Genomic DNA, 20,218 nt, shown 5'->3' on the forward strand with positions numbered 1-20,218 from the left:
GCGCGAGCACCGCGCCCTGTTGGAGCAATACGCTTTGATCGCCAGCATGAGTGCCAGAGGCAACTGCTACGACAACGCAGCAATGGAGAGTTGGAACCACAGTCTGAAGGTCGAGGCCATCCATGGTGAACACCTCGCCACACGGGAGCAGGCCAAGGCTCATGTGTTTGACTACATTGAGGTTGACTACAATCGGATCCGGCTGCACTCGACCCTGGGCTACCTCAGCCCAGAGCAGTACGAGCTGGCCAATGTCGCTTAGATAGGTGTCCGTAAATCAGGGGCAAGATCAAGGCTTACCAGCGATTGCTACCGAAGTGGCAGTCGTGCTGTCGGCGTAAGCTGCGACAGGTGCGATCAGCGCGGCGCTGGCCAGGAGCGAAAGGAAATGGTGTTTTTTCATGGTCTTCCTTTCCCGCCTAGATAAAAACTAGGATCCCTGAAGTTCAAGCGAGGTCACTGAGCACGTACCATCGCTGTTGACAGCGTATCCGATGTGGTAAACCTTGCCGTCCGTCGATTTGGCCGTCAGAAGGGCTGCGTACATGGCCCGCGCCTGCGGCGTGTCCAGGGAGCCGAGATTCACGGCACCGCACGAAGCTGACAGGCCTTCTTTGAAGACGACGAATGGGTTGTTGAACTGGATGCCGAATCGGTCGATCGTCCGATTGAAGTCGTCGTTCGCTGCCGCCGTAAATGAGGAGAGAGCGGTCATTCCACCAAAGACAAGTGCTGCGAGCTTCATATAGTCCCCTTTATGGTCCGACCACGGTCGTGGCCGGAGGGAGCATGCCTGATGAGATTTGGCGGGGTATGTAGGCAATTCTCGCGGCCCTGTGTAGGGAATTTCCTACATGCGTATTCGAACCCGCTGGCCTGGTTGAGAGGCAGCCCATGGAGTTCACCAGATCCGATGGAGATGTGCGTGTCGCTTGATGACGGCAGATGGCTAGGTCGCGCTTGCCGGCGAAGATGGATTGCCGCGAACACCCATCGCGCGCAAGCGCGCTCCTACATGGAGTAGGCCGAGATCAAAGGCAAAAAAAAGCCCCACATCGCTGCGAGGCCTTAAATAATGGTGGCTGAGGACGGAATCGAACCGCCGACACGGGGATTTTCAATCCCCGTTGCTAGTGCGTATAAGTGCCGGGATATATAAGGATAATTGCATGATGCATGATAAAAACCATGCCAAGGAGTTGTCAGTGTTTTGCCTGTATAATCGGCGATGGGGTGAGGGTTTTTAGCAATCTCAAGGGGAAAACATGGCTGCATACTTGGTCACCTACGACCTGACGCAGGAAGCCTCGTGGAGTTCCTATTCGGATCTCACAAAGGCTATCGAGAAGCTCGGTGGACTTAACACACAGAAGTCCGTTTGGCTTGTTCAGTACAGCAATTCGGCAACTTCGCTGTTCGAGGCGCTGGAAAAGCACGTGCATGATAAGGATCGGCTGTTTGTCGCGGAACTGGCGAAGGGCGGATCTTGGTTGAGCCGTAGCTTCAAAGGCACAAATGATTGGATGACGCGAAACATTGGGTCCGCTCATTAACGAGCAGGCTTGACGACCTTCGGTTTTCGATCATAGACCCGAGAGTGGGTCTTCTGGTCCAGATGGCCGAGGAGCTGCCAGTCCTCGCCATCTGTACCAGCCTTGGCCCGGAGATCGTGAAAGGTGAAGCGGGCCAGGTGTGAATGGGCGGCGAGGGCCTTCGTCATTGCCTTATGCCAGAGTGTCCGGAATCCATCCGAGGTGTAGGGCTGGCCGTCGCGGCGCCGTAGCCAGTGACCTCCGATGCCTGCCACCTTCGTCGCCGCAAGCTCGCAGGCGAGTCGCATCCCCGGGGACCAGGGGAAGTGCAATGCTTTCCGAGTCTTGCCCTTCGTCTTGTTGGGCTTGATGGTGAGGCCTGTATCGTCGAAATCAGCTAGCTTCAGGGTCAGGATGTCCCCCTGACGCAAGCCGGTTGACACCGCCAGCATGATGGCGGCCTGGACTGGGCGCGATGCGTACTGGAGCAGGATGTTTACGTCCTCATCGGACGCGTAGCGGTCGCGCGGCCGCGTAACGGCCCGTCCCAACTGGGCGACGGGGTTGCTGGGGACCATGCCCCTTTCGACGGCTACCTTGAACGCCTCCAGGAGGTTGGTCCGCTCCAGATTGAACTGGGTGGGGGACTGGGCCGCGCGCACGTCCCTCCAGCGGACCAGCATGGGTACATCCACGTCCACGAGGCGAACGGCGCCGAAGACCTGCCGCAGCTTGTCCACGTGCTTCCGATAATCCTTCTCGGTTGACTCCTGGATCTCGCCGCGGTGCCTGCGCTGGGCGATCTGCCCAAGGTAGGCATCGAGGGCGACCGCTACGGTGTCGCCCTGGATGACGGTGGCACCCCAGGTCCGGGCCCATTCGTCCAGCATGCGGTGGAGATCTGCGCCGTAGGTACGCCGGGTCAGCTTGCCGCCCGGCGCGGGAACCATCATGTAGTACGCGCCGTTTCGCCGGTCGCGGTAGCAGTAGGAGGGAAGCCCGCTACGCTGCTTTCGTGGACGTGCCATAGGCTGAGAAGTCCGGTTCCTTTCGTTGAATGGTGCGCTTGCCGGAGGTCGGCATCAACTTGGCCTCCACAGCGGCCCGGAGGACGCGCGGCCATCCGTCGGCGGCGATTTCGAACCGGTAGCCATTCGCGGTAAGCCACGCGGCCACCTTGGCCCGCTGCTTGCGGTCGCTGATCTCGACCAGCTCGTCTCGGGTCAGGAAGAGGGCCATAGGCCACCTCGCTTGCGAACACAGCGCGCCCCGGTCACCATCGGCGCACTTAAATGGATGGAGGGATCGGGATGAGCAAGTACATGCAGTTGATTGGATCGTCTGGCCGCATCGTTAATAACGAAGCCAGCCTGCAAGGCAATTGGGCGGTGTATCTGCATCCGGTGACCAGCGAGAGCAAGGCCCTTGCCAAAGGAGCCACGGCTGAGTTTTTTCGTAACTCTCACGAAGCGCACGCCGCTGCATTCTTGGAATCCAATGACGCGGTCGCAAGACTGGAGCGCGGCGAGGTGCTGGCGGACCCTGAAGAAGGCGAGTGACGCTGAATTCATGAAGCACCCCCCGCCCTGTCGATGAGGGCGTTCAACATTCGCTCGGTCTCGTCCCAGTCCTGGTAGTTGTCCTTGAGGCCGGCCTGTGCGCGTATCTCAGTGCGTAGCGTCTCCAGCTCCGCTACAGCTACCGCGCGCTGGGACTTGGCGCGGGTTTTCGCGCACCAGCCTTCCCAGGACGCCTGAATAATTCGGTTGGCGTAGTAGTCGGGATGAGCGCTATCGCGCTTCATATACTTGGCATCGTAGTTATCTGCGGTGCGCAGCGCAGCCTCAAACGCCCCCCGCTCGATCTCCACCATCTCGGTGGTCATGCCCATATCCATCCCCTCGTTTTGCATACGTTGCACCACGTCCGCTCAAGTTCGTAACCACGGCATGCCGGGCAGACTCTCCGATAGAAAAACGGGTGAGCGACTCTCTGATTCCTCTGATCAAGGAGTATCTGGCGAAGACCCTTCGCCATCTCGGGGGTGAGGGTCATGGCCACTGTACTCCTATGTTGACTCGCTGCGCTCCATCCTCACGAGCCTCGTTGAGCTGCCAGACGCGATAAGTGACGCGCCATAGGCTCATATCGCCAAGACGGAGGCCGTCGCCAACAGCAGGGATGGCCCGCATATGTAGCTCTGCCAGCGCGTCGTCTTGATGCTCGGTAACGATGTGGACGTAGTAATCAGCCATGTCCCGGCACCTCCTGTTGGGCCCGTTCATTCTCACGCTCGCATAGAACGGCGAACATGCCGGCTACGTGCTTTGCTAATACCGTCTCGATCAACTCCATGCACTCGGTGTTGTATGCCTTAGCAAGTTCCATAAACTGTCCAGTGTCCCTTGCCTCGCGTGCTAGCTCTAGAAGTCGCTTCCTAGCCATTTGGCACCTCCCTCGCGGCGGCGACGCCTTTATCCGTGCATTTCCAGCCATAGTCATAGTCACCAGTGTGGTCGCAGTACACGAGGTCCAGCTTCGACAAAGCATTTAACGCCTTACCAGCTAGCAGCGCGGCTCCCTGCGCGCTATATCGCTTCCTATGATCCCCTCGACCCTGTTCGAGAAGGTGGAAGCCGACACCGGAGGTGCGCGGCGCCCCACCGCGAGCGATGAAGACGAGCGCATCCGACTGAAACGGCGTAAGAGCGGCGGCGATGTAGTTGGTCGTCATGCTGCGCTCCCGATCTCGGTGAATTCCAGCTCGACCGATCCCATGTCCGGTAGGTCGAAGTCCACGACCCGCATGCCAAGCTGTTCCTTGGCCGGCCAGCCTTCGGATTCGCACAACTTGGTCACTGCCCATTCCCCGGTGTAGCCGTCGATGAGCGTGTAGAGTATGCGGCTCGCTGCTCGGCGGGTTGCGGCGACGATGACATCGCCATCGGAAGCGTCCAACACCTCGTCGGCCTCGGCCCAAAAGTCATTGATCTCGGTTGCCATCGCGACGGTAAGCACATCGAGATCGACCTCGATGGTGATGCTCATGTCCATCCCTGCGTCGAACCGGAATGTGCGCTTACCCACGATCCACCCCCATCCGCCCGGCTGACGGGGCGGCGAGAGTTGCCAGCGCTCGGTCGCGGCGCTTGGTGAACTCGTAGCCAAGAGCGCGCATGACGTTGCGATATTCGTCTGCCGTGGTCTGAGCACTGTGTAGGCGGTCCAGCTGCTCATCAGACGGGTCTTTGAGCCCGTCGACCTGTTCGCCCTCGATCGAGGCATCCGCAGATGACTTCAAATAGGACGATACGGCGTCCACGAAGTATCCAGCGTGCTCAACCGCACGCCGCCACGGATTGTCCGGGTCGTTCAGCCCATCCGGCACAGCCTGTCGCGGGGTGGCCCGAGGAATCTCCACAAGCGCCCGAATGGAGGCGGCTACGTCTGCCCGGACCCCAGCCGCTAGCTTTCCCATCCGCCCGAGGTGACGGACGGCTTCTCCACCGCGCTCGATGGCCTTGGCTAGTTCCTCTAGATCATCGAATGTCACCCCATCGGCCACCGCCTGCTCGGCCGTGCTATCCGGAATTTCCGGGTAGAGATGCGGAAGGCTTGGTACGTCGGCGCGGGCGGTCGTCATAGGTTCCGTATGCCGTACGATCATCGCCACGTCGTCGATTACGCCTTCAAGCTCCATCACCCATTCGCCGCGACGCTCGTAGACGCGACCGTGTAAGGGCCACTCCGGCTCGCCCCTCGTCTGCTCGGCAGGGTGGGCCTGAAGCGATTGATGGAAGTCGCGATGTGCGGCATGCGCAATATGGCGGGGAATCAATCGCGCGGCTGATCCATAGGGGCAGCAGTCACGGTCACCGGGCGGCACATCACCAGTGGACGAGCACTCCGGGCAGTAGCGCACCAAGTCATCGCCCGTCGCCTGCTCGGCAGGGAGGATTGCCTCACCGCGTTGATGCAGGAACATGGCGAAGTTGGCGACGTCGCGCGGATCACCCTTTTCGACGTGAGCCCGGAGCATGTCGGAGAGGCGTTGCTGCATGCCGGGTTCGTCGCCGTTCCAGCCCCCACGACCCTTTGCGCGGGCCTCGGCCAATTTCGCCTTCAAGGCCACGGCAAAGGCATCAACCGCTACGTCATCAGGATGGGCATCGCCCTTCGGCTGGGCGGCGAGGGCTACTGAGATTGCCGCGCGAACATCAGGCAAGAATTCGTCATCGAAGTCTCCACCAGACGCCCAGCCGTTTTCCGCCAGTGCTTCTGCAACGCGGCGAACATCAACATCGCCCTGTACGCGCGGGGCGGCATAGGCGTATTCGGTTCCTCGACCTTGGCGCCGCGCCAGTTCAATCAGGTCTTGATCGGGCTTACCGTCCATCCACTGCGAGTTATGTCCACCGTCAAAGAGCCAACGGAATGCCACCACATCCCCGCCCACTACATCGGGGGTGGGAAGATGCTTTCCGCGCTCGATGTCGTTAAGAAGAATCATCATGTCGGCGAGTATGTTGTCGTCTACGCCACCGTCACTTCTGACGGCCTTCATGGAACGCAGGCGTTCCCGATACTGATCGTAGTCAATCACGGCAGGATCAAAACGCCACTTGACGGGCGCGGTGCTGGTCTTGTCGGTCATGGCTTGTCCTCAATTGCTCCGTGCCTGATTTCGTTGGCCGCATCTGCTTCGCTTATGGGTGATTGCCCACCTTCCGCTTGGACGCCTACCCAGTCGCCCGAATCCATGAGGTGTTCATTGATGGTTTCGGCTGCCTCTTCGGCGCTATCGGCCCACACCACGACCGACTTCCTTGCAAGCAGCTCGAACAGGTAAGGTTGGCTGGTCTTGTCGGTGGTCATGCAACGGACTCCCCTGCGAGGGCGCCATAGGCGGCGAGGTCGATGTAGTCGTCGGGATTGCCAGTGGGCGTATTCGTGGCGCGGGCGATCTTCAGAGTCGCCATGAAGAGCCATCCGTCGCGCTCGCTCATCTGGTGGCCAGTCAACGCATTGAACGCGGCCACTGCGCGCCCCATCGAGCGCTCCTGCTCCTGGTCACGCTCAGCGGCACGGTCGTCGATGGTCTGCGCGGCCTGGCGCAGGATGTCGGGGGCGCTCTGGCGGAGCTGCGCGTCAGACCTTGACGTGTGAGCGGCGAGGCGGATGCGCGGCAGGTGCTTGTTGCAACGTCGGGGGCGGATAGGCAGGTCCATGGTCACTCCGTGATCTGGATGTGGTGCTCAAGGCAGCAGGCATCGACGGCGTCGTGCACGAGCTGGCGCTGGGCGGGGTAATCGGGATGGGTGGGGTCGAGGCCTTCGAGCGCGGCGCGTATGGCGGGCCGGGCCTCGCTGGTCGAGCAGTTGCGTGGCACGCCCAGGACATCGGACCAGTGCTGGCGCCGTGGCGTTAGGGTTTGACGCGGCGTCAACGCAGGCGCCGACACAGACGCGGCTGGAGGCGGCGTCACGGGTTGACGCTGCGTCTCGGCCAGACCCACCGGCCACCAGGCCGTGCTGCCGCCCCGGCGATCGTCGCGGATGACCTTGCCGGCCTGCTGGAGCGCCTGGAGACGGCGGCGCGTCTGTGGGACGGACATGTCGGCCTCGTCCGCAATCTCGTCGATTAGCGGGCCGTACATCACAGCGGAAGTGTCACCTGCACGCAGTGGATCGTGGCGCTGCGCCTTGTCGATGGCGCGGATGCTGGCGCGGGCGAGAGCGCGCTCGAATTCGGGCTCGACGATCACAGGAGCGCCCCCTTCGTCTCGACAGCCCGATCAGCCGTGCGCGCGGCGATCTTCCGGACCGTCTCCAGGGTGTTGTAGCTGGTCCCGTCAGTGAGCCGCCAACCCGGGCAGCCCAGATTGCGGAAGTACTCGCCGTACTCGCGGAACGCAGCGACACACGCGGCCGTGAAGCCCTTATGCGTGACCACGACCGCTACGGGCTGGCGCTCTCCAGCCTCGCCCTCGAGGTAGATCTGGTACGTGCGCTCAGCCTTCAGCCTCCGGCACACGGCGCCAATGGTGCTCGGCGAAAGGTTGAACTGTTTGGCGACCTCTGCGTAAGTTTGGCCTGCGCGCGCCACGTAGATCGCCAAGTCACGATCATGGTCCCGAGTGTTGGCGTAGATCGTCCCGGCCATCATTCCGGCCTCGGCAGGCGAAACCACTCGGCCAGCTTGGCCAGGAGCCGCTGGTACTCCAGCGACAGCAGCGCGAAGTTCGCGTCGGCCTCGGCCGCGGCGGACTCGTGACTGTCGTCCTGTTCGTCGAGCACGACGTCGGTGAATCGCACCCTGCGCAGGACCAGCGACTCGTCCAGCACAAACGAGATTCGGTCGTCGAACACCAGGCCGAGCCGGAACACCTGCTTGCCGGTGCGCAGGTGCTCGCGCACCTCGTCGGTGTCGAGATCCTGCCGGCGGCAGCGGGCGATCGCGCCGGAGGCGGTGGCCGGGTCGCGCAACTCGATCTCGTCGCCCAGGGCGAGGCCGGCGGGTAGATCACCGGATGCAAGCCAGTTCGTCATGAGGATGCGCGGCGATTCCTCCGGCGCGAGCGGCATGGCCGGGAAGCTGCCCAGGCCCTCGCGAACCTGGCTAAGGACGTCCTCGGCCGCCTTTCGGCTGGAAGTGTCCACCACCATCCATCCGTTGGCCTTGTCGGCGTATGCACGGACGCGTGAGGCCATGACGAACGCCCGGGGCAGAAGCTCGTCCAGGACGTCGTCCTTGATGCGCTTGCGTTCGCGACCGGAGACCCTGCGACCTTCGTCGTCGACGATCTTCTGGATGCGAGCGGCCAGCTCGTCGTTCACGACGGACGAGGACAGGAGCTTATCCTCGCTGCCGACGGTGACCATCGTGCAGAGGCCCACGCTGTGCGTCAGCGCGTCATCGTTGCGGCCCAGCGGCGAGACGAAACCGCGCGTGGACAGCTCCATCGGCCCGACCGGGCGCAGCCTGTGATCGGGCAACGCGTCGTCGAGCCGTGACAAATCGCGGGAGACTGCGGCAGAAAAGCGGAACAGGGTGATGTTGCGGAAGAACATGGCGATCCTCAGGCGACACGCGCCATGGCAAAGGGAGGGAGATCGACGCCGCACTCGGCGGCGATGCTGGTGATTAGTTCGGCGGCCTTGTGGAAGTCGGCGCGTCGAATGGCTTCGTGGACGAGCGGCCAATCCCCCGGCTCGGGGTCGACATCGATGTCGTCGAGGGCGGTCAGGCCAAGTGAGGCAAGCCCTCCCTCACTCAGCTGATCGAGGATGTCGCCGGGATTTATCTGCACTTCGACCGTAACGCGGCCCATGGGAAATCCTTGCCGGGCGACCCCGGCGCTCGTCGCTAAAAGGGGATGTCGTCTTCGCCGAAGCCGTCGTTGACGGGGGCGTCGCTCGACTGCGGCGGGGTGTCGTGGGTCCGCTGCTCGTTGAAATCGCGCTGAGCGCGGCCCTTGCCGCTGGGGGCGTTGCGCCGACCGCCGTCGCCACCACCGAACCGAGAATCGGCATAGTTGTCGCCGGCGCGCGGACCGCCCTGGACACCGAGCATCTGCATTTCATTAGCGATGATGTCGGTGGTGAAGCGCTCGATGCCGTCCTTGTCGGTGTACTTGTCGTTGCGCAGCGAGCCCTCGACGTACACCTGTTTACCTTTCACCAGGTACTCGCCGACGACCTCTGCGAGCTTTCCGAAGAACTTCACCCGGTGCCACTCGGTGCGCTCCTGCGGCTCCCCCGACTGCTTGTCGACCCACTTCTCGGAGGTGGCGATGCTGATCGTCGCGATAGCCGTTCCGCTGCCGGTGTAACGGACTTCGGGGTCAGCACCGAGGTTGCCCAGCAGGATCACTTTGTTGACGCCGCGGGCCATCAGTTCGACGCCTGGCTGCCGGCGCGCTCAAGCGCGGCAAACAGAGCATCGCGCTCGCTGCACCACGCCGCCGCCCGCGCCGCCGCCCGCGCCGCCGCCCGCGCCGCCGACCACGCCGCCGACTCCGCCGCCCGCGCCGCCGACTCCGCCGCCGACCGCAGGTCGCATGCATTCCCACCGGCAGCGGACTCATGCGCACGCCTTCCTACACCCAGCGCGGCGATTACGCCCTCGATGGCCTCATGCACACCGTGGCCATGCTTTGCTTCAAGGAGCGCACCGAGCGTACTGATCTGTCGATCGATGCGCGCGATCGCTATCCAATGCCGGACAGGCTCAAGGTCGGCTCCGACCGGAATCCGTTTCGCGAGATCGACGTGGAAGCTGGCGCGATCGGCGAGGGGTAGGCCCTCGAACATCGAGTCCTGCAGACGAATGAGCCAGACCGGCAGCCCGCGCGCCGATGCCACCACCTCGTGCCAATTAGCATCCGTGGTGGGCTCGATTTCGTGTGCAAAGCACCCCACCGAGCAGCCCCGGAACTGACTGGCATCAGCATCGCCGAACGTTCCGGCGACGAGCATGTCAGCGGCGGCATGCCGCTCAGCCTGGGCAACGTGAATCGCCTTCAGCGCGGCGTCGCCGCGAAACGAAAGCACCGTGGTTCCTGTGTCGAGCGACATGCAAATTCCTCCGCCGGCAAGACCGGCTCCATCGGGATGTTTGAATAGGTGGCCGGATACAGCTCCGCCGGCCGCGGGGTTTCGCTTCCTCAGCGCCCGGGGAGAGACCGGGGGGCGGGCGCTGGGAAGGCGATGGCGATGACCGCGACGGCCACCAACGGGATAAGAAGGAACACGAGGGCCTTTCGCTCGTCACACGGAGCGGTGCACCACCACGCGATGGCCTGCCGAATGCGTTGCTCGATGCGGTCGCCGATGGCGATGAAGGCGTTCATACGAAACCACCCGACGCGGTCCAGGCGAGAAACGCCAGGCCAACGAACAGCAGGAGGACGCAACCGGCGCCGCTGTCCAGAAAGCGCTGCAGCGTAGGTGTCGAGGACGCGACTGGCACGGGACCAGCGACGGGCTCCGGGCCGTGCACACGATGCTTTGCGCGTATCTCCAGCTCACCGGCACGCTTGACCGCCGAGTAGTGCAGGGCGGCGCGCTGGCGCAGAGTAAGGGCGCTCACGGCGCACCCCCGACGCGGGCGAGGGCAGCAGTCAGGCGATCAAGGGCGTCGTGGTCATCCTGCTCTTCGCTGGATAGCGCATCGATGCACGAGTGAAGGGTGTCTCGCGCATCGGTCGCCGCATCGATCAGCTCGGCGACGGCATTCCTGGAATCCGTCTCCGTCTGCGCCAGTTCGAGATAGATGTCCTTCAGCAGGGCCCCGCCTTTGCATTCGCTGTCCGCAGCCGCATCTTTCAGACGCTGGATCGTGGCATCGAAACGGCCCAGCACATCCACCTTCGTCTCGGCGCTCATGCTTCGCTCCCAATGGGACGTTCGTCCGACCACTGAAGCACCACGTTGACGCCGTCGGCGCCCCCTTCGATGCACTTGCTGTGCAGCCGGCGTTCCCACTGCTGGCCGTCGGCCTTTATGAGCGTGGTGGTCTCGCAGGCCTTCCAGTCGTGGACGATTTCAGGTAGCGGAATGTCGTCGAACTCCTGCTTCGAGCGCGGCCCGGCGAAGACATGGCGCCCGCCGCGGACATGGCAGTAGGACTGCTCTCTTTCCTTGGTGCGATCGATGCTCATGCCACACCCCCAGCAGCCTGCACGGCACCGGCCTGAGCGGCCATGGCCTGGTAGTGGTTGAGCGCCTGGTCCGGGATGGCGGCGAGCAGGGCGTTGTGGGCGAGGGCCAGCTCGTCGAGGGCGCCGCGGGCATGGAACAGGGCGCCCTGCGGCGCAGCCACGTCTGCCTCTATATCCGCGATGAGCTTATTGACCGTCTTGACCAGCGACTCGGCCCGTTCGGCGAGCCCGGGCTGGCGCCTGGTCGTGCTGGAACTGTGCAGTGCGTTGCGCATGGTCCTCTCCCTTGCCGGTAGGCCCGGCTTGGAGATCACTCTATGCGAACACGTATAGCTATGCAATACCCAAATGCATAATTAATTCGAAATTGCATAGCACCTGACGGAGTTGGCTCGGTGGCACTGGGAAACGACCGCTCTTTACGTAGACTGGTGGAGGCGCCGTGAAGGCCTTGGCGCCCAACCACACCACAGAGGGATCGATATGAAGCAGCTTTCGCTTGCCGTCGCCATGGTCGCGACGGGTTTTGTAGGCGCGGCGTCCGCCTACGAAGCACCCGGTGAGGACCCCATCAAGGATGGGCAGACGGTTCATTCGGCCGCGGCGTCAACCGGAGACCCGATCAAGGACGGTCAGACGCTGATGGCTCTCTCAGGCAATGACCTTGGCGCTTCCGCGCCATCTCGCCCGAATTACAGCCTCTCCGCGAACTGGCAAGTTTACGTCTACAGTCGTGGCAACGTTCGATTCGTACAGATTAATGATGCAGTCGGCGTTGTGCGCATAGTGGTCGGATCATCTTTGGGATCGTTGCTGTCACTGCCACTCGGCGTCGACGCAGATCGCGTCACTATGGGATCGCCCACTGGCGGAACGATTGTTTATCGCGACAGCAGCATCGAGATTGTGAATGCTGCCGACGGGTGGTTTGTCCGTCCCGCTGCCCGATGAGGATTTAATCTAGACGTAATCAATGGGCGGCGGAGAGGGCTCCGTCCGCCCATCTTGCACGAGCCGCGCGTCCCGGTTATCCGTGAGCCCATTGTCCGGGAGCAATACCGCAATGCAACCAGTGTCGTTGTTCATGATGCCGCCGAGCGCGGTGACGCGGCGCCTAAGGCGAGCGATGGCGGCGGTCCCTGCATTCGAGCGAACTGTGGTCACATCGCCAACCGCACGGAGGTAGATACGCCGCTTTTCTTGCGTGCTGTGAATTCGAACTGTCAGCGTAACCGACCGAGGCCCAAGGCCGGCAACGAAATCGATTGCCGATCCTGCGACCCGGTATGCATTTATTGATGTTGCCTTCGATATGGCATGGGTGTCACCGAACAGTGCTGCACGGTAACGAATGTTCGGAGAAATTTTGCGGGCACGGAGCGCACCGAAAAGTCCGTCAGCACTGAAGACAATCGTTGGATAGATTTCATGCATCACGCTGACGGTTGCCGATCTGGTGCTCGCCAGCAGGTCACCGGTGAGCCGCATGAGATCCTCTGCACGCTTAGCCTGCCGCATGCTTCCGATGATGCCCTCGGTCTGCCGCATGATTTGGCTGTAGGCCTCTTCCGCGCGCCACATGTGCTCCAGGTTCTGCTCCTCGCTATCGTGCCATGCCATGCGTCCTGCCGCCTCAGCTTTCGCACGGGAAGCAGTCTCTTCCATTGCGATCTCGTAGTTGTGCGTCATCACCGCGCCGGCAGCCAGAAGAGAACTTGCGATGAAGGCCACAACCTGCTGGGCGTGCAAGGTCGATTGATCGTAGTCAGGACCAGACGTCAAGCCAACGCCAAGGGTCAGGGCAAGCGCGCCGATGGCTGCTCCTCGCCACCCATGCCGATAGGTAAGCGCGAACGCTGCGATTGCTAGCGCCACGCGGATTCCGTGGACAGTGTCCTCCTCCAGATAAGAGGGTACTGAGCGATAAATCGCCAGTAGCGCTATGAGGAAAAGTGCGGACACGAAGCCTTCGCGCCACAACGGGGGCGGATGGCGGAACTTTGCGGATCGATTGGCCCACAAGAGCGCCGTCGAGCTGAACATCAAAATGCCCAAGTACTGGCCAAGTAGCCAGATTCCGAACACGTAGGGCACCGGATTGGTTGGCTTACCCAGCATCAGGGAATAGGTGATCAAGATATTGAGTGTAGTGCTTACCAGCGACACCAACCCGGCGGCCAGCAGCAGCGCTAGCACATCGCGGCCGCCGGTAATCGAGGGCACAGCGCTTCGCCGTCGGACGGCATGCACGATCGCTGCAATGGGAGGAAACGCTGTAACTGTAGAGACAGTCACCCATGCTATGCCGCGCAGTTCGATGAGCGATGCCCGAATCGCGAGGAGGGAGGCGCACTCTCCTGCATACAGCCACGGCCAATATCTCGTCGGCATCACCAAAAGGGCCGCGAACCTAAGTCCGGCTGGTAGGTACCAGTGGGCTGAGGACAGGTCTCTCAGGAAATACAGGGCGATGGCATACACGACTGCCGAAAATAGCCCCTTGACCCCTTGTAGCATTGCACCTCCCTTGCAGCCAGGGCCGATCAGCCATCACTCGATGAGCTTGATCCGATCCGCAAAGCCGACTACCAGTCCCCCGACCGAAAGCGATCCTATCTGATCCCCGTGCAGGTCAATCGATTCCTCGAACCGATTATTACCCATCACGCGTAAGGCGCTCTCGCCCCTAATCTGAACCCTCATAATACTAGGCTCTCCGAATAGGCGTATGACGTATATGCCGTTTCCGCGTATCTCTTGATATGAGCGGTCCACGAAGGCCACAGCACCCTTCGGCAATGTGTCCCCCATTGAGTCGGTGGGGTTCACCACCCAACCCAAGCGGCCCGCGAGCCGAAGCGGTGCCAGTTCCCGGATGAGGGTTTCAGGGAACGCCATGGAGGCCGGCCCAGCCTCTCGGTCAAAGCCGTGCAAATGCGGGAGCAGGACTGATCCCCAAATCGCTGCAGCGCTATCACTGAGATCATCGGTCTCGACCGACATCGTGTCGCCTGGCGCGCCCTCGCCACGCTTCATATTCTCGACCGTGGTCCCGAAGTAGCGGGCCAATGGAGCAACAGTGCTGTCGCGGGGATCGCGGCTTTCCCCGCGGAGGATGCGATTTATCGTGGGCTGCGGCACGCCCGTCCGCTCGGACAGCTCGTTTTCGCTGATGCCCTGCTGGGCAATCAAGGTCCGCAGGTTGGAGGCCAGCCTATTCATATTTGCATCATCCGATGCATTGCACCGTATACGCCAACACGCAAACGCATTGACGTCCTATGCGAACACGTATAGGCTCGTGACCCATGAGCCCATCCGATGCCATTCACCTGCTCCTGAGCCAGAAGTGGACCGAGGCCCGAATTGCCGCCGCCGTCGGCACATCCCAGCCCACCATCAACCGTATCAAGCAGGGTACTGCTCCACGGTACTCGCTGGGCGAAGCTTTGATCAGGCTGGCGAATCAGCCCGAGCCGGAAGGGAAGGTGGCCTGACATGGCAGACCTATCCATCAAGCACATGGTGATCGCTCCACGCGGCGCGTTCTGCGAGATCGAAGGTGAGGCCGACCGTTTCGAGATGTACCTCGGCGAGAAGGTGGGGTTCCTGGTCTTTGAACGACTCACGTCAGACCGAGCCATTTTTCAAGTAGTCGCAGTCCGTCATGCCCATGAGCCAGCCCAAGGTCCACGAGTTTCATCGCCAGGTGTTTTGTGGCGTCGGCGGGAAGCGCTCGAAGCGCATCAGACCATTTCTTCTTATCAGCAGGCGCTAGCGGCGCTTCCTGGATCCGAAGGGCAATCAAGTCCTTCAGGGAGTCCTCGTGAATCTTGATGGTCACTACACCGAGGATCGCGCGCAGCCCTCCATCTTCAGCGAGGAAGTCAATTCCGTCTGCGGTCAGCTTGGCCGCAGCCAGCGCATAGCTCTCCGGGTTGTCGACGTAGGGAACAAGCCTGGCCTCGATGAGTCCGCGCTCGTGAAGGTAGTGAAGGTTTCGGATCGTATCGCCCGACTCGTCCTCGGCAATGACGGCCTTGAAATCCAATTCCTCCGGGTAGGCCTCGCGCAGTTCCTGAAGAATTTCGCGCTGTCTTTCGCGGCTGAACATTTCCATTTTCTGAGGCTCCGCGCGTGGTTTGTTGGTGTGCTGGCGCAACCAGCATACCCCGCGACGGGCCTCGCCTATACCGCAGGAGCGGTCTGACATGTTCGCCGACGCCCTGTCCCTGATCGGATTCGCGCTGACCTGCTGGCTGGCGCTCACTTTCCCACGCTCCGCGAGGCACCCATGAACTGGTCCCTGATCCTTTCCCTTGTCGCGCTGGCGCTGTTCGCGCTCAACCTTGCCCAGATTGGGCGCATGCGCCGCGCACTGCACAAGGTTGAGCGTGACCTTGCACGCGCTGAAGCTACCGAACTCCTGCTAGGCCGTGTGTCAGCCGGTGCAGCTGAACGTCTACGGCAACGGATAGCTGGACGACGGCTGCCGGGCCACCCGTGTCGCGATATACCCCTTCCATAACGTCCAACATGTCCGCCCGGGCATCCTCGATCGCCTGGCGTAACTCTTCCAGATCCGGATGCGAGGCAATGAGTCCACGCACACAGATCTCCATTGCAATCCGCTGCGATTGAACCTTCAGCGCCCTTTGATCCACCTGCTGATCTTCCATCGGTTCCATGGGCTACCCCCTCGTAATGACGACTGCTGTTGTGGTGACCGCAGTGTGCCACGAAGGGAAGCCCGCCTAATCCGTACGCCGTGATGTCCATGGCGCCACTGTAGTTCCCGAGCCCGCGCGGCTCACCATTTGAGATTCGCCGCAATGAATGTTCTGGATGCAGCGCAGGCAACCGTAAAGGCTTACCCCGGCGGCGCGGAGTCGCTGGCGCCCCGACTGGAGATGACCGGCGCCCTGCTGCGCGCCAAGGCGAATCCTGCGCAGGACCGCAACCACTTCACCCTGCAGGAGATCGACCGGCTGATGGACGTCACCGGCGACCACCGCATCCTGCACGCCATGGCGCACGCGCATGGGTACGTCCTGCAGCGATGCGACGAACTGGAGCGCGAGCGCGAACAGGCCCAGTGCAGGGTCGATGCGCTGGTGCTGGCGCTCATGCAGGCCACTGGCGGCCTGGCGGGCACGATTGCCGAAGCACGCGAGGACGGGGTGATCACGCCGAACGAGGCGAAGGACACCTCCAATGCCGGTATGCAGGTCCAGAAGATCGTGGTGGACCTCGTGGCCGCGATCCAGAACCAGGTGAGGCTGGGATAGCCATGGAGCCCGGCACGTCTCGCGCTGAACGCCTTATCGCGCACCTGCGCGACTGCTGCGCCGCCTGCGACCACGTGCCAACCCCTGAAGAAATCGTTGCTGCCGAGATGCTGCTGGCCGAGCGCCCGCAGGCGGTGCAACGCACGTTGTTCAACCCGCAACACGCTAACTCGGGAGTAGCTGCCCGAGGACAACCGGATCCGGCCGGCTGCGTGTCTGCACTTTCCCGGAGCCCGGAGTAACCATGGCTGCATCCGCAGACGCACGAATCGCGACAAGCCTTCCGTCGCACCCGAAGACCAAGAAGCTGGTGAAGCGCCTGGGTGGCGCCTCTGGCTGGCACCTGGTGTGCCTTTTCCTGTGGGCCGCTGCCAACCGCCCCGATGGCGACCTCGAAGGCCTGAGCGACGAAGACATAGAGCTGGCCGTGGACTGGACCGGCGACGATGGTGCATTCGTCGAGGCGCTGTCCGCCGTCGGCTTTCTGGATGGGGAGCAGGGCGCACGTAGCATCCATGACTGGGCCGAGCACAACCCGTGGGCCGCTGGGGCGGATGCGCGCAAGGAGAAGGCGAGTTTTGCGGCGTTGGTTCGGCAGCATGGCCGTGCACAGGCCGAGCACATGATGCCGGACTATGCCAAGCGCATGCGTGACGCACGCAAGCAGCACGAGGAAAACGAGCGAGGGCATGCCGGGCGCAATCCACTCGCAAGCAACGAGCATGCTGGTAGCAATGAAGTAGCAGAGCCAGTTGGTGCTAGTAGCACTCCTACTAGCAGAAACGAGCACTGCCCCGACTCCGTATCCGATTCCGATACCGTCTCCGATTCCGTATCCGTCTCCAACTCCGACACCAAGAGCCAGGAGCAGGCGTCGCAAGCGCCGCCGACGGACGATGACCCACCGAAGCGGGGAACCCGCCTGCCGAACGACTGGCAGCCGTCGCCTGAGCTGATCGCCTGGGCTCGCACGGACCATCCGCAGGTCAACCTGCGCATCGAGGTGCCTAAGTTCCGCGATTACTGGCACGCCAAGGCCGGGAAGGACGCGGCGAAGCGGGACTGGTCGGGCACCTTCCGGAACTGGATCCGCACCGCTGCCGAACGCGCGCCGCGTCAAGGCTTCACGACCCACGGTGATGCGCCACGGCAGCGCCAGGAGCTGACGCGGGAGATGGCCCGATGAGCCGCTTCCACCACGAGGCCCTTGCCATGGGGCTTCGCGTGCCGCCGCACTCGACGGAAGCCGAGCAGGCCGTTCTGGGTGGGTTGATGCTTGCACCCGGTCGCATCGACGCCGTGGCGTCACACCTTAACGCGACGGATTTCTATCGCCGCGACCATCAGATCATTTATCAGGCCATGGTCACGCTGGCGCAGCGCGGGCAGCCGTGCGATGCGATTACCTTGGGCGAGTGGTTCGAGCGCAACGGCTTCGTCGATGTCGATGCGGCGTACCTGATCGAGGTGGCGAACGCGACCCCGAGCGCAGCGAACATCGCGGCGTACGCACAGATCGTGCATGGGCACTCCACGCGCCGCAGGGTGATCGATGCCGCTACCCAGCTCACCGAGCGCGCTTTCGCCCTGGGCGACGAGCCGGCCGACCTGCTGGACTCTGGCATTGCCGAGTTGATGGGCATGCAGCGCGTGGAGCAGGGCAGCGAATACACCTTGCGTCAAGCCTTGACGCTTGCCTTCGACGCGGCGATGGCGGCGCAGGCGCGTGGCGGGAAGATCCCCGGCATCCCAACCGGGCTGAGTGACCTCGACGATGTCCTTGGTGGCTTGCATGACTCCGATCTCGTCATCATCGGCGCGCGCCCCGCGATGGGCAAAACGGCGCTGCTACTGAACTTCGCCCTGGGTGACGACAGCCCGGCTGGACTCATCTCCGCCGAACAGCCCGCCGTGCAGATTGGCTCGCGCCTCCTGTCGATCGAGGGGGGCGTCAACGCCTCCCGCCTGCGTAACGGCTCTCACGACGAGGAAGACCTCGGTCGCATGTCAAACGCGGTCGGTCGCCTGCTGGCGCCGGAGGCTCCGCGCGAGCTGATGGTGTTCGATAGGGCGGCCCCGACCATTGCAGAGGTGATGCGCACGGCCCGGCGCTGGAAGCAGCAGTATGGAATCCGTCGACTGCTGGTCGACTACGTGCAGCGCATCAAGGGCACCAATCCGAAGGATTCGCGCATTGACCAGGTGGGCGAAGTGGCTCAGGGCCTGAAGGGCATCGCACGCGAGCTGAACATCCCCGTGGTGGCCTTGGCCCAGGTCAATCGCAAGGTCGAGGAGCGTTCGGATAAACGGCCTGGCATGGGCGACCTCGCCAACTCCAGCGAACTGGAGAAGGAAGCCGACCAGATCCTGATGCTCTACCGCGACGAGGTCTACAACCCCGAGAGCCCGGACAAGGGCATCGCTGAGATCAACGTCGAGAAGAACCGCCACGGGCCCACTGGTTTCGTACGGGCGGTGTGGCGCCCAGAAACGATGCAGTTCCGCGACATGGTGCGTGGTGGCGATGACTGGTGACTTGCTGGCGCGTATCGAGGCCGAGCGCAAGCGCTACGACGATGAGCGGGCGGACAACCGCAAGCGCTTCCCGTACGCGATGGAACTGCTCGACCCCGTGCGCGACGCAGGGCTGGCGCCAAAGCTGCGCCACGCGACCAACGCCAACGGCGACTCCATTGGTCGCCCGCCCGCGCTTCCCGGCATCGGCGTGGACGGCGACAAGCTGGCGCGCCTGCCCGAGTACCTGACCGCGCTGCGCGAGTTGGCGCCGAAGAACTGGAACGACCCGCGCGCCTACAACGCGCGCGCATCCCGATGCATCAAGCCCAACCCCTGGAGAGCAGACGATTGAAGCGCACCCCGCTCATCCGCAAGACGCCCATTGCGGACCGGCAGCAGTTCGTCGCACGCGTCGTGGTCGGCGCCGCCATCAAGGCCAAGAAGCGCCTGAGGCAGTCCCGCAGCACCGGCAAGCCCACCAAGGCCGAGAGCCGGCGCATCGATCAGCTCAAGACCGGCGAGTGCCTCTGTTGCTGGCTCAACCGACAGCAGGGCAGGCCGACGGCACACTTTGGCGGCTGCGACGCGCACCACGTCCTGTCCGGCGGCCGGCGCATCGGGCACATGGCGACGCTGGGCCTGTGCCCGTGGCACCACCGTGCGTTAAGGCCTTACGCGGACATGACCGACGCCCAGGCCACGGAGCTGTTCGGGCCCAGTCTGGCGCTTGGAAGCAAGCCGTTCCACGCCGCCTACGGCTCGGACGAGGAACTGCTGGCGCTGCAAGAGCAGCTGTTGGCGTGCGGGGTGAGCCCATGACGCGCCTGGTCGTGACGATCGACGACATGCGCCTGAAGGGCGGCCAGAACGCCCGAGAGCACTACCTTGCCCGCGCTCGTCGCACGAAGCGCGAGCGGCAGGCGGCGCACTGGCTCCTGCTCGACGCAAAGCGCCCCGCATTGCCGGTGACGGTGCGCCTGGTCCGGGTCGCTCCGCGCGCGCTCGACGACGACAACCTGTCCGGTGTCTTCAAGGGCATCCGGGATGGCGTCGCTGACGCGTACGGCATCGCCGACAACGACAAGGCGCTGATCCGCTTCGCGTGCGACCAGGAACGCGGGCCACCGCACACATACGGCGTCCGGATCGAGGTCGAGAGCAGGTCGGCGTAAAGGTTTAACGGGCGCCGCGGCTGGCGCTGGAAATGAATCGCGGAAGTA

36 protein-coding genes are annotated in these 20,218 nt (G+C 62.9%); 11 read left to right on the forward strand and 25 right to left on the reverse strand.

The annotated features are described in order from the left end of the window. Positions 1-262 (forward strand): IS3 family transposase (locus GAK28_RS15840; RefSeq protein ID WP_291774508.1); only part of this gene is annotated, 262 nt, incomplete at its 5' end. Between the two features lie 168 nt (positions 263-430). Here GAK28_RS15840 and GAK28_RS15845 read toward each other — a convergent pair. Then, positions 431-745: a hypothetical protein gene (locus GAK28_RS15845; protein WP_291781212.1), complete on the reverse strand. Its 315-nt coding sequence runs from the start codon at positions 743-745 to the stop codon at positions 431-433. A 520-nt stretch (positions 746-1,265) separates the two neighbouring features. On the opposite strand from GAK28_RS15845, the gene GAK28_RS15850 reads away from it, so the two are divergent. After that, on the forward strand, positions 1,266-1,553 hold the full coding sequence (locus tag GAK28_RS15850) for a hypothetical protein (RefSeq protein ID WP_291781215.1): 288 nt from the start codon (positions 1,266-1,268) through the stop codon (positions 1,551-1,553). On the opposite strand, the gene GAK28_RS15855 is transcribed toward GAK28_RS15850, so the two are convergent. Then, the gene (locus GAK28_RS15855; protein ID WP_291781218.1) at positions 1,550-2,485 is read right to left on the reverse strand and encodes a tyrosine-type recombinase/integrase; all 936 of its coding nucleotides are present in this window, start codon (positions 2,483-2,485) and stop codon (positions 1,550-1,552) included. The two genes, GAK28_RS15850 and GAK28_RS15855, sit on opposite strands and share 4 nt — an antisense overlap. A gap of 49 nt (positions 2,486-2,534) precedes the next feature. After that, positions 2,535-2,771 (reverse strand): DUF4224 domain-containing protein, encoded by a 237-nt coding sequence (locus GAK28_RS15860; RefSeq protein WP_291781221.1) that lies wholly within the window; start codon positions 2,769-2,771, stop codon positions 2,535-2,537. A gap of 71 nt (positions 2,772-2,842) precedes the next feature. Here GAK28_RS15860 and GAK28_RS15865 point away from each other — a divergent pair, with 71 nt between their 5' ends. Next, on the forward strand, positions 2,843-3,091 hold the full coding sequence (locus GAK28_RS15865) for a hypothetical protein (RefSeq protein ID WP_291781224.1): 249 nt from the start codon (positions 2,843-2,845) through the stop codon (positions 3,089-3,091). A gap of 8 nt (positions 3,092-3,099) precedes the next feature. On the opposite strand, the gene GAK28_RS15870 is transcribed toward GAK28_RS15865, so the two are convergent. The 18 genes from GAK28_RS15870 to GAK28_RS15955 form a co-directional block, all read right to left on the reverse strand. Next, entirely contained in the window at positions 3,100-3,417 is a 318-nt protein-coding gene (locus GAK28_RS15870) for a hypothetical protein (protein ID WP_291781227.1), read from the reverse strand. Between the two features lie 166 nt (positions 3,418-3,583). Then, on the reverse strand, positions 3,584-3,787 hold the full coding sequence (locus GAK28_RS15875; RefSeq protein ID WP_291781230.1) for a hypothetical protein: 204 nt from the start codon (positions 3,785-3,787) through the stop codon (positions 3,584-3,586). Between the two features lie 182 nt (positions 3,788-3,969). Beyond that, a complete protein-coding gene (locus tag GAK28_RS15880) occupies positions 3,970-4,266 on the reverse strand; it encodes a hypothetical protein (RefSeq protein WP_291781233.1) in 297 nt (98 codons plus the stop codon). Continuing rightward, positions 4,263-4,580, reverse strand: a complete 318-nt coding sequence (locus tag GAK28_RS15885) for a DUF2528 family protein (protein WP_291781235.1) — start codon at positions 4,578-4,580, stop codon at positions 4,263-4,265. The genes GAK28_RS15880 and GAK28_RS15885 overlap by 4 nt, the downstream gene beginning before the upstream one ends. Positions 4,581-4,611: 31 nt before the next feature. Continuing rightward, positions 4,612-6,186 (reverse strand): hypothetical protein, encoded by a 1,575-nt coding sequence (locus GAK28_RS15890; RefSeq protein ID WP_291781237.1) that lies wholly within the window; start codon positions 6,184-6,186, stop codon positions 4,612-4,614. Continuing rightward, entirely contained in the window at positions 6,183-6,407 is a 225-nt protein-coding gene (locus tag GAK28_RS15895; protein ID WP_291781239.1) for a hypothetical protein, read from the reverse strand. The genes GAK28_RS15890 and GAK28_RS15895 overlap by 4 nt, the downstream gene beginning before the upstream one ends. Further along, positions 6,404-6,760: a DUF6378 domain-containing protein gene (locus GAK28_RS15900; protein ID WP_291781240.1), complete on the reverse strand. Its 357-nt coding sequence runs from the start codon at positions 6,758-6,760 to the stop codon at positions 6,404-6,406. The genes GAK28_RS15895 and GAK28_RS15900 overlap by 4 nt, the downstream gene beginning before the upstream one ends. Before the next feature lie 2 nt (positions 6,761-6,762). Beyond that, positions 6,763-7,296, reverse strand: coding sequence for a FaeA/PapI family transcriptional regulator (locus GAK28_RS15905; RefSeq protein ID WP_291781242.1), 534 nt, complete (start codon positions 7,294-7,296; stop codon positions 6,763-6,765). Next, a complete protein-coding gene (locus GAK28_RS15910) occupies positions 7,293-7,649 on the reverse strand; it encodes a hypothetical protein (protein WP_291781243.1) in 357 nt (118 codons plus the stop codon). Before GAK28_RS15910 ends, GAK28_RS15905 begins: the two co-directional genes overlap by 4 nt. Before the next feature lie 44 nt (positions 7,650-7,693). Continuing rightward, positions 7,694-8,602, reverse strand: coding sequence for a recombination-associated protein RdgC (locus GAK28_RS15915; protein ID WP_291781245.1), 909 nt, complete (start codon positions 8,600-8,602; stop codon positions 7,694-7,696). Between the two features lie 8 nt (positions 8,603-8,610). Next, a complete protein-coding gene (locus GAK28_RS15920) occupies positions 8,611-8,862 on the reverse strand; it encodes a hypothetical protein (RefSeq protein WP_291781247.1) in 252 nt (83 codons plus the stop codon). Between the two features lie 35 nt (positions 8,863-8,897). Beyond that, positions 8,898-9,425 carry a single-stranded DNA-binding protein gene (ssb, locus tag GAK28_RS15925; protein ID WP_291781250.1) on the reverse strand — a complete coding sequence of 176 codons (528 nt, stop codon included), beginning with the start codon at positions 9,423-9,425 and terminating at the stop codon, positions 8,898-8,900. Further along, positions 9,425-10,108, reverse strand: coding sequence for a hypothetical protein (locus GAK28_RS15930; protein ID WP_291781252.1), 684 nt, complete (start codon positions 10,106-10,108; stop codon positions 9,425-9,427). Before GAK28_RS15930 ends, ssb begins: the two co-directional genes overlap by 1 nt. Before the next feature lie 89 nt (positions 10,109-10,197). Next, positions 10,198-10,383: a hypothetical protein gene (locus tag GAK28_RS15935; RefSeq protein WP_291781255.1), complete on the reverse strand. Its 186-nt coding sequence runs from the start codon at positions 10,381-10,383 to the stop codon at positions 10,198-10,200. Beyond that, positions 10,380-10,622: a hypothetical protein gene (locus GAK28_RS15940; RefSeq protein WP_291781258.1), complete on the reverse strand. Its 243-nt coding sequence runs from the start codon at positions 10,620-10,622 to the stop codon at positions 10,380-10,382. Before GAK28_RS15940 ends, GAK28_RS15935 begins: the two co-directional genes overlap by 4 nt. Continuing rightward, complete coding sequence (locus tag GAK28_RS15945) at positions 10,619-10,918, reverse strand: hypothetical protein (RefSeq protein WP_291781261.1); 300 nt, start codon at positions 10,916-10,918, stop codon at positions 10,619-10,621. The genes GAK28_RS15940 and GAK28_RS15945 overlap by 4 nt, the downstream gene beginning before the upstream one ends. After that, complete coding sequence (locus tag GAK28_RS15950; RefSeq protein WP_291781263.1) at positions 10,915-11,193, reverse strand: hypothetical protein; 279 nt, start codon at positions 11,191-11,193, stop codon at positions 10,915-10,917. Before GAK28_RS15950 ends, GAK28_RS15945 begins: the two co-directional genes overlap by 4 nt. Further along, entirely contained in the window at positions 11,190-11,468 is a 279-nt protein-coding gene (locus tag GAK28_RS15955) for a hypothetical protein (RefSeq protein ID WP_291781265.1), read from the reverse strand. Before GAK28_RS15955 ends, GAK28_RS15950 begins: the two co-directional genes overlap by 4 nt. Before the next feature lie 208 nt (positions 11,469-11,676). On the opposite strand from GAK28_RS15955, the gene GAK28_RS15960 reads away from it, so the two are divergent. After that, positions 11,677-12,144 carry a hypothetical protein gene (locus GAK28_RS15960; RefSeq protein ID WP_291781267.1) on the forward strand — a complete coding sequence of 156 codons (468 nt, stop codon included), beginning with the start codon at positions 11,677-11,679 and terminating at the stop codon, positions 12,142-12,144. A 9-nt stretch (positions 12,145-12,153) separates the two neighbouring features. Here the strand turns inward: GAK28_RS15960 and GAK28_RS15965 are convergent, their stop codons facing one another. Both GAK28_RS15965 and GAK28_RS15970 read right to left on the reverse strand, forming a co-directional pair. Beyond that, positions 12,154-13,710 carry an MASE1 domain-containing protein gene (locus GAK28_RS15965; RefSeq protein WP_291781270.1) on the reverse strand — a complete coding sequence of 519 codons (1,557 nt, stop codon included), beginning with the start codon at positions 13,708-13,710 and terminating at the stop codon, positions 12,154-12,156. A gap of 33 nt (positions 13,711-13,743) precedes the next feature. Next, positions 13,744-14,415 carry a helix-turn-helix domain-containing protein gene (locus GAK28_RS15970; protein ID WP_291781272.1) on the reverse strand — a complete coding sequence of 224 codons (672 nt, stop codon included), beginning with the start codon at positions 14,413-14,415 and terminating at the stop codon, positions 13,744-13,746. An 86-nt stretch (positions 14,416-14,501) separates the two neighbouring features. Between GAK28_RS15970 and GAK28_RS15975 the strand changes: the two genes are divergently transcribed. Beyond that, on the forward strand, positions 14,502-14,690 hold the full coding sequence (locus tag GAK28_RS15975) for a hypothetical protein (protein ID WP_291781275.1): 189 nt from the start codon (positions 14,502-14,504) through the stop codon (positions 14,688-14,690). Between the two features lie 128 nt (positions 14,691-14,818). On the opposite strand, the gene GAK28_RS15980 is transcribed toward GAK28_RS15975, so the two are convergent. Together GAK28_RS15980 and GAK28_RS15985 are read right to left on the reverse strand one after the other, a co-directional pair. Continuing rightward, complete coding sequence (locus GAK28_RS15980; protein ID WP_291781277.1) at positions 14,819-15,463, reverse strand: hypothetical protein; 645 nt, start codon at positions 15,461-15,463, stop codon at positions 14,819-14,821. Positions 15,464-15,608: 145 nt separating this feature from the next. Next, complete coding sequence (locus tag GAK28_RS15985; protein ID WP_291781279.1) at positions 15,609-15,881, reverse strand: hypothetical protein; 273 nt, start codon at positions 15,879-15,881, stop codon at positions 15,609-15,611. Between the two features lie 144 nt (positions 15,882-16,025). Here GAK28_RS15985 and GAK28_RS15990 point away from each other — a divergent pair, with 144 nt between their 5' ends. The 6 genes from GAK28_RS15990 (at position 16,026) to GAK28_RS16015 (ending at position 20,170) form a co-directional block, all read left to right on the forward strand. After that, positions 16,026-16,481, forward strand: a complete 456-nt coding sequence (locus tag GAK28_RS15990; protein ID WP_291781282.1) for a phage regulatory CII family protein — start codon at positions 16,026-16,028, stop codon at positions 16,479-16,481. Between the two features lie 244 nt (positions 16,482-16,725). Further along, on the forward strand, positions 16,726-17,667 hold the full coding sequence (locus GAK28_RS15995) for a DnaT-like ssDNA-binding domain-containing protein (RefSeq protein WP_291781285.1): 942 nt from the start codon (positions 16,726-16,728) through the stop codon (positions 17,665-17,667). Continuing rightward, positions 17,664-19,016 (forward strand): replicative DNA helicase, encoded by a 1,353-nt coding sequence (locus tag GAK28_RS16000; RefSeq protein ID WP_291781287.1) that lies wholly within the window; start codon positions 17,664-17,666, stop codon positions 19,014-19,016. Before GAK28_RS15995 ends, GAK28_RS16000 begins: the two co-directional genes overlap by 4 nt. Continuing rightward, a complete protein-coding gene (locus GAK28_RS16005) occupies positions 19,006-19,350 on the forward strand; it encodes a hypothetical protein (RefSeq protein ID WP_291781290.1) in 345 nt (114 codons plus the stop codon). The genes GAK28_RS16000 and GAK28_RS16005 overlap by 11 nt, the downstream gene beginning before the upstream one ends. Further along, the gene (locus GAK28_RS16010) at positions 19,314-19,817 is read left to right on the forward strand and encodes a Ref family recombination enhancement nuclease (protein WP_291781292.1); all 504 of its coding nucleotides are present in this window, start codon (positions 19,314-19,316) and stop codon (positions 19,815-19,817) included. The genes GAK28_RS16005 and GAK28_RS16010 overlap by 37 nt, the downstream gene beginning before the upstream one ends. Beyond that, a complete protein-coding gene (locus tag GAK28_RS16015) occupies positions 19,814-20,170 on the forward strand; it encodes a hypothetical protein (protein WP_291781294.1) in 357 nt (118 codons plus the stop codon). Before GAK28_RS16010 ends, GAK28_RS16015 begins: the two co-directional genes overlap by 4 nt. The last annotated feature ends 48 nt before the right edge of the window (positions 20,171-20,218 follow it).

It is taken from the genome of Luteibacter sp., from assembly GCF_009912395.1.
Classification (GTDB): Bacteria; Pseudomonadota; Gammaproteobacteria; order Xanthomonadales; family Rhodanobacteraceae; genus Luteibacter.

Excerpts from the sequence above, each read along its gene's own strand:
- GAK28_RS15845 (WP_291781212.1), bottom strand. The coding sequence starts at position 745 with ATGAAGCTCGCAGCACTTGTCTTTGGTGGAATGACCGCTCTCTCCTCA.
- GAK28_RS15850 (WP_291781215.1), top strand. The coding sequence starts at position 1,266 with ATGGCTGCATACTTGGTCACCTACGACCTGACGCAGGAAGCCTCGTGG.
- GAK28_RS15855 (WP_291781218.1), bottom strand. The coding sequence starts at position 2,485 with ATGATGGTTCCCGCGCCGGGCGGCAAGCTGACCCGGCGTACCTACGGC.
- GAK28_RS15860 (WP_291781221.1), bottom strand. The coding sequence starts at position 2,771 with ATGGCCCTCTTCCTGACCCGAGACGAGCTGGTCGAGATCAGCGACCGC.
- GAK28_RS15865 (WP_291781224.1), top strand. The coding sequence starts at position 2,843 with ATGAGCAAGTACATGCAGTTGATTGGATCGTCTGGCCGCATCGTTAAT.
- GAK28_RS15870 (WP_291781227.1), bottom strand. The coding sequence starts at position 3,417 with ATGACCACCGAGATGGTGGAGATCGAGCGGGGGGCGTTTGAGGCTGCG.
- GAK28_RS15875 (WP_291781230.1), bottom strand. The coding sequence starts at position 3,787 with ATGGCTGATTACTACGTCCACATCGTTACCGAGCATCAAGACGACGCG.
- GAK28_RS15880 (WP_291781233.1), bottom strand. The coding sequence starts at position 4,266 with ATGACGACCAACTACATCGCCGCCGCTCTTACGCCGTTTCAGTCGGAT.
- GAK28_RS15885 (WP_291781235.1), bottom strand. The coding sequence starts at position 4,580 with ATGAGCATCACCATCGAGGTCGATCTCGATGTGCTTACCGTCGCGATG.
- GAK28_RS15890 (WP_291781237.1), bottom strand. The coding sequence starts at position 6,186 with ATGACCGACAAGACCAGCACCGCGCCCGTCAAGTGGCGTTTTGATCCT.
- GAK28_RS15895 (WP_291781239.1), bottom strand. The coding sequence starts at position 6,407 with ATGACCACCGACAAGACCAGCCAACCTTACCTGTTCGAGCTGCTTGCA.
- GAK28_RS15900 (WP_291781240.1), bottom strand. The coding sequence starts at position 6,760 with ATGGACCTGCCTATCCGCCCCCGACGTTGCAACAAGCACCTGCCGCGC.
- GAK28_RS15915 (WP_291781245.1), bottom strand. The coding sequence starts at position 8,602 with ATGTTCTTCCGCAACATCACCCTGTTCCGCTTTTCTGCCGCAGTCTCC.
- GAK28_RS15920 (WP_291781247.1), bottom strand. The coding sequence starts at position 8,862 with ATGGGCCGCGTTACGGTCGAAGTGCAGATAAATCCCGGCGACATCCTC.
- ssb (WP_291781250.1), bottom strand. The coding sequence starts at position 9,425 with ATGGCCCGCGGCGTCAACAAAGTGATCCTGCTGGGCAACCTCGGTGCT.
- GAK28_RS15930 (WP_291781252.1), bottom strand. The coding sequence starts at position 10,108 with ATGTCGCTCGACACAGGAACCACGGTGCTTTCGTTTCGCGGCGACGCC.
- GAK28_RS15935 (WP_291781255.1), bottom strand. The coding sequence starts at position 10,383 with ATGAACGCCTTCATCGCCATCGGCGACCGCATCGAGCAACGCATTCGG.
- GAK28_RS15945 (WP_291781261.1), bottom strand. The coding sequence starts at position 10,918 with ATGAGCGCCGAGACGAAGGTGGATGTGCTGGGCCGTTTCGATGCCACG.
- GAK28_RS15950 (WP_291781263.1), bottom strand. The coding sequence starts at position 11,193 with ATGAGCATCGATCGCACCAAGGAAAGAGAGCAGTCCTACTGCCATGTC.
- GAK28_RS15955 (WP_291781265.1), bottom strand. The coding sequence starts at position 11,468 with ATGCGCAACGCACTGCACAGTTCCAGCACGACCAGGCGCCAGCCCGGG.
- GAK28_RS15960 (WP_291781267.1), top strand. The coding sequence starts at position 11,677 with ATGAAGCAGCTTTCGCTTGCCGTCGCCATGGTCGCGACGGGTTTTGTA.
- GAK28_RS15965 (WP_291781270.1), bottom strand. The coding sequence starts at position 13,710 with ATGCTACAAGGGGTCAAGGGGCTATTTTCGGCAGTCGTGTATGCCATC.
- GAK28_RS15970 (WP_291781272.1), bottom strand. The coding sequence starts at position 14,415 with ATGAATAGGCTGGCCTCCAACCTGCGGACCTTGATTGCCCAGCAGGGC.
- GAK28_RS15975 (WP_291781275.1), top strand. The coding sequence starts at position 14,502 with ATGAGCCCATCCGATGCCATTCACCTGCTCCTGAGCCAGAAGTGGACC.
- GAK28_RS15985 (WP_291781279.1), bottom strand. The coding sequence starts at position 15,881 with ATGGAACCGATGGAAGATCAGCAGGTGGATCAAAGGGCGCTGAAGGTT.
- GAK28_RS15990 (WP_291781282.1), top strand. The coding sequence starts at position 16,026 with ATGAATGTTCTGGATGCAGCGCAGGCAACCGTAAAGGCTTACCCCGGC.
- GAK28_RS15995 (WP_291781285.1), top strand. The coding sequence starts at position 16,726 with ATGGCTGCATCCGCAGACGCACGAATCGCGACAAGCCTTCCGTCGCAC.
- GAK28_RS16000 (WP_291781287.1), top strand. The coding sequence starts at position 17,664 with ATGAGCCGCTTCCACCACGAGGCCCTTGCCATGGGGCTTCGCGTGCCG.
- GAK28_RS16005 (WP_291781290.1), top strand. The coding sequence starts at position 19,006 with ATGACTGGTGACTTGCTGGCGCGTATCGAGGCCGAGCGCAAGCGCTAC.
- GAK28_RS16010 (WP_291781292.1), top strand. The coding sequence starts at position 19,314 with ATGCATCAAGCCCAACCCCTGGAGAGCAGACGATTGAAGCGCACCCCG.
- GAK28_RS16015 (WP_291781294.1), top strand. The coding sequence starts at position 19,814 with ATGACGCGCCTGGTCGTGACGATCGACGACATGCGCCTGAAGGGCGGC.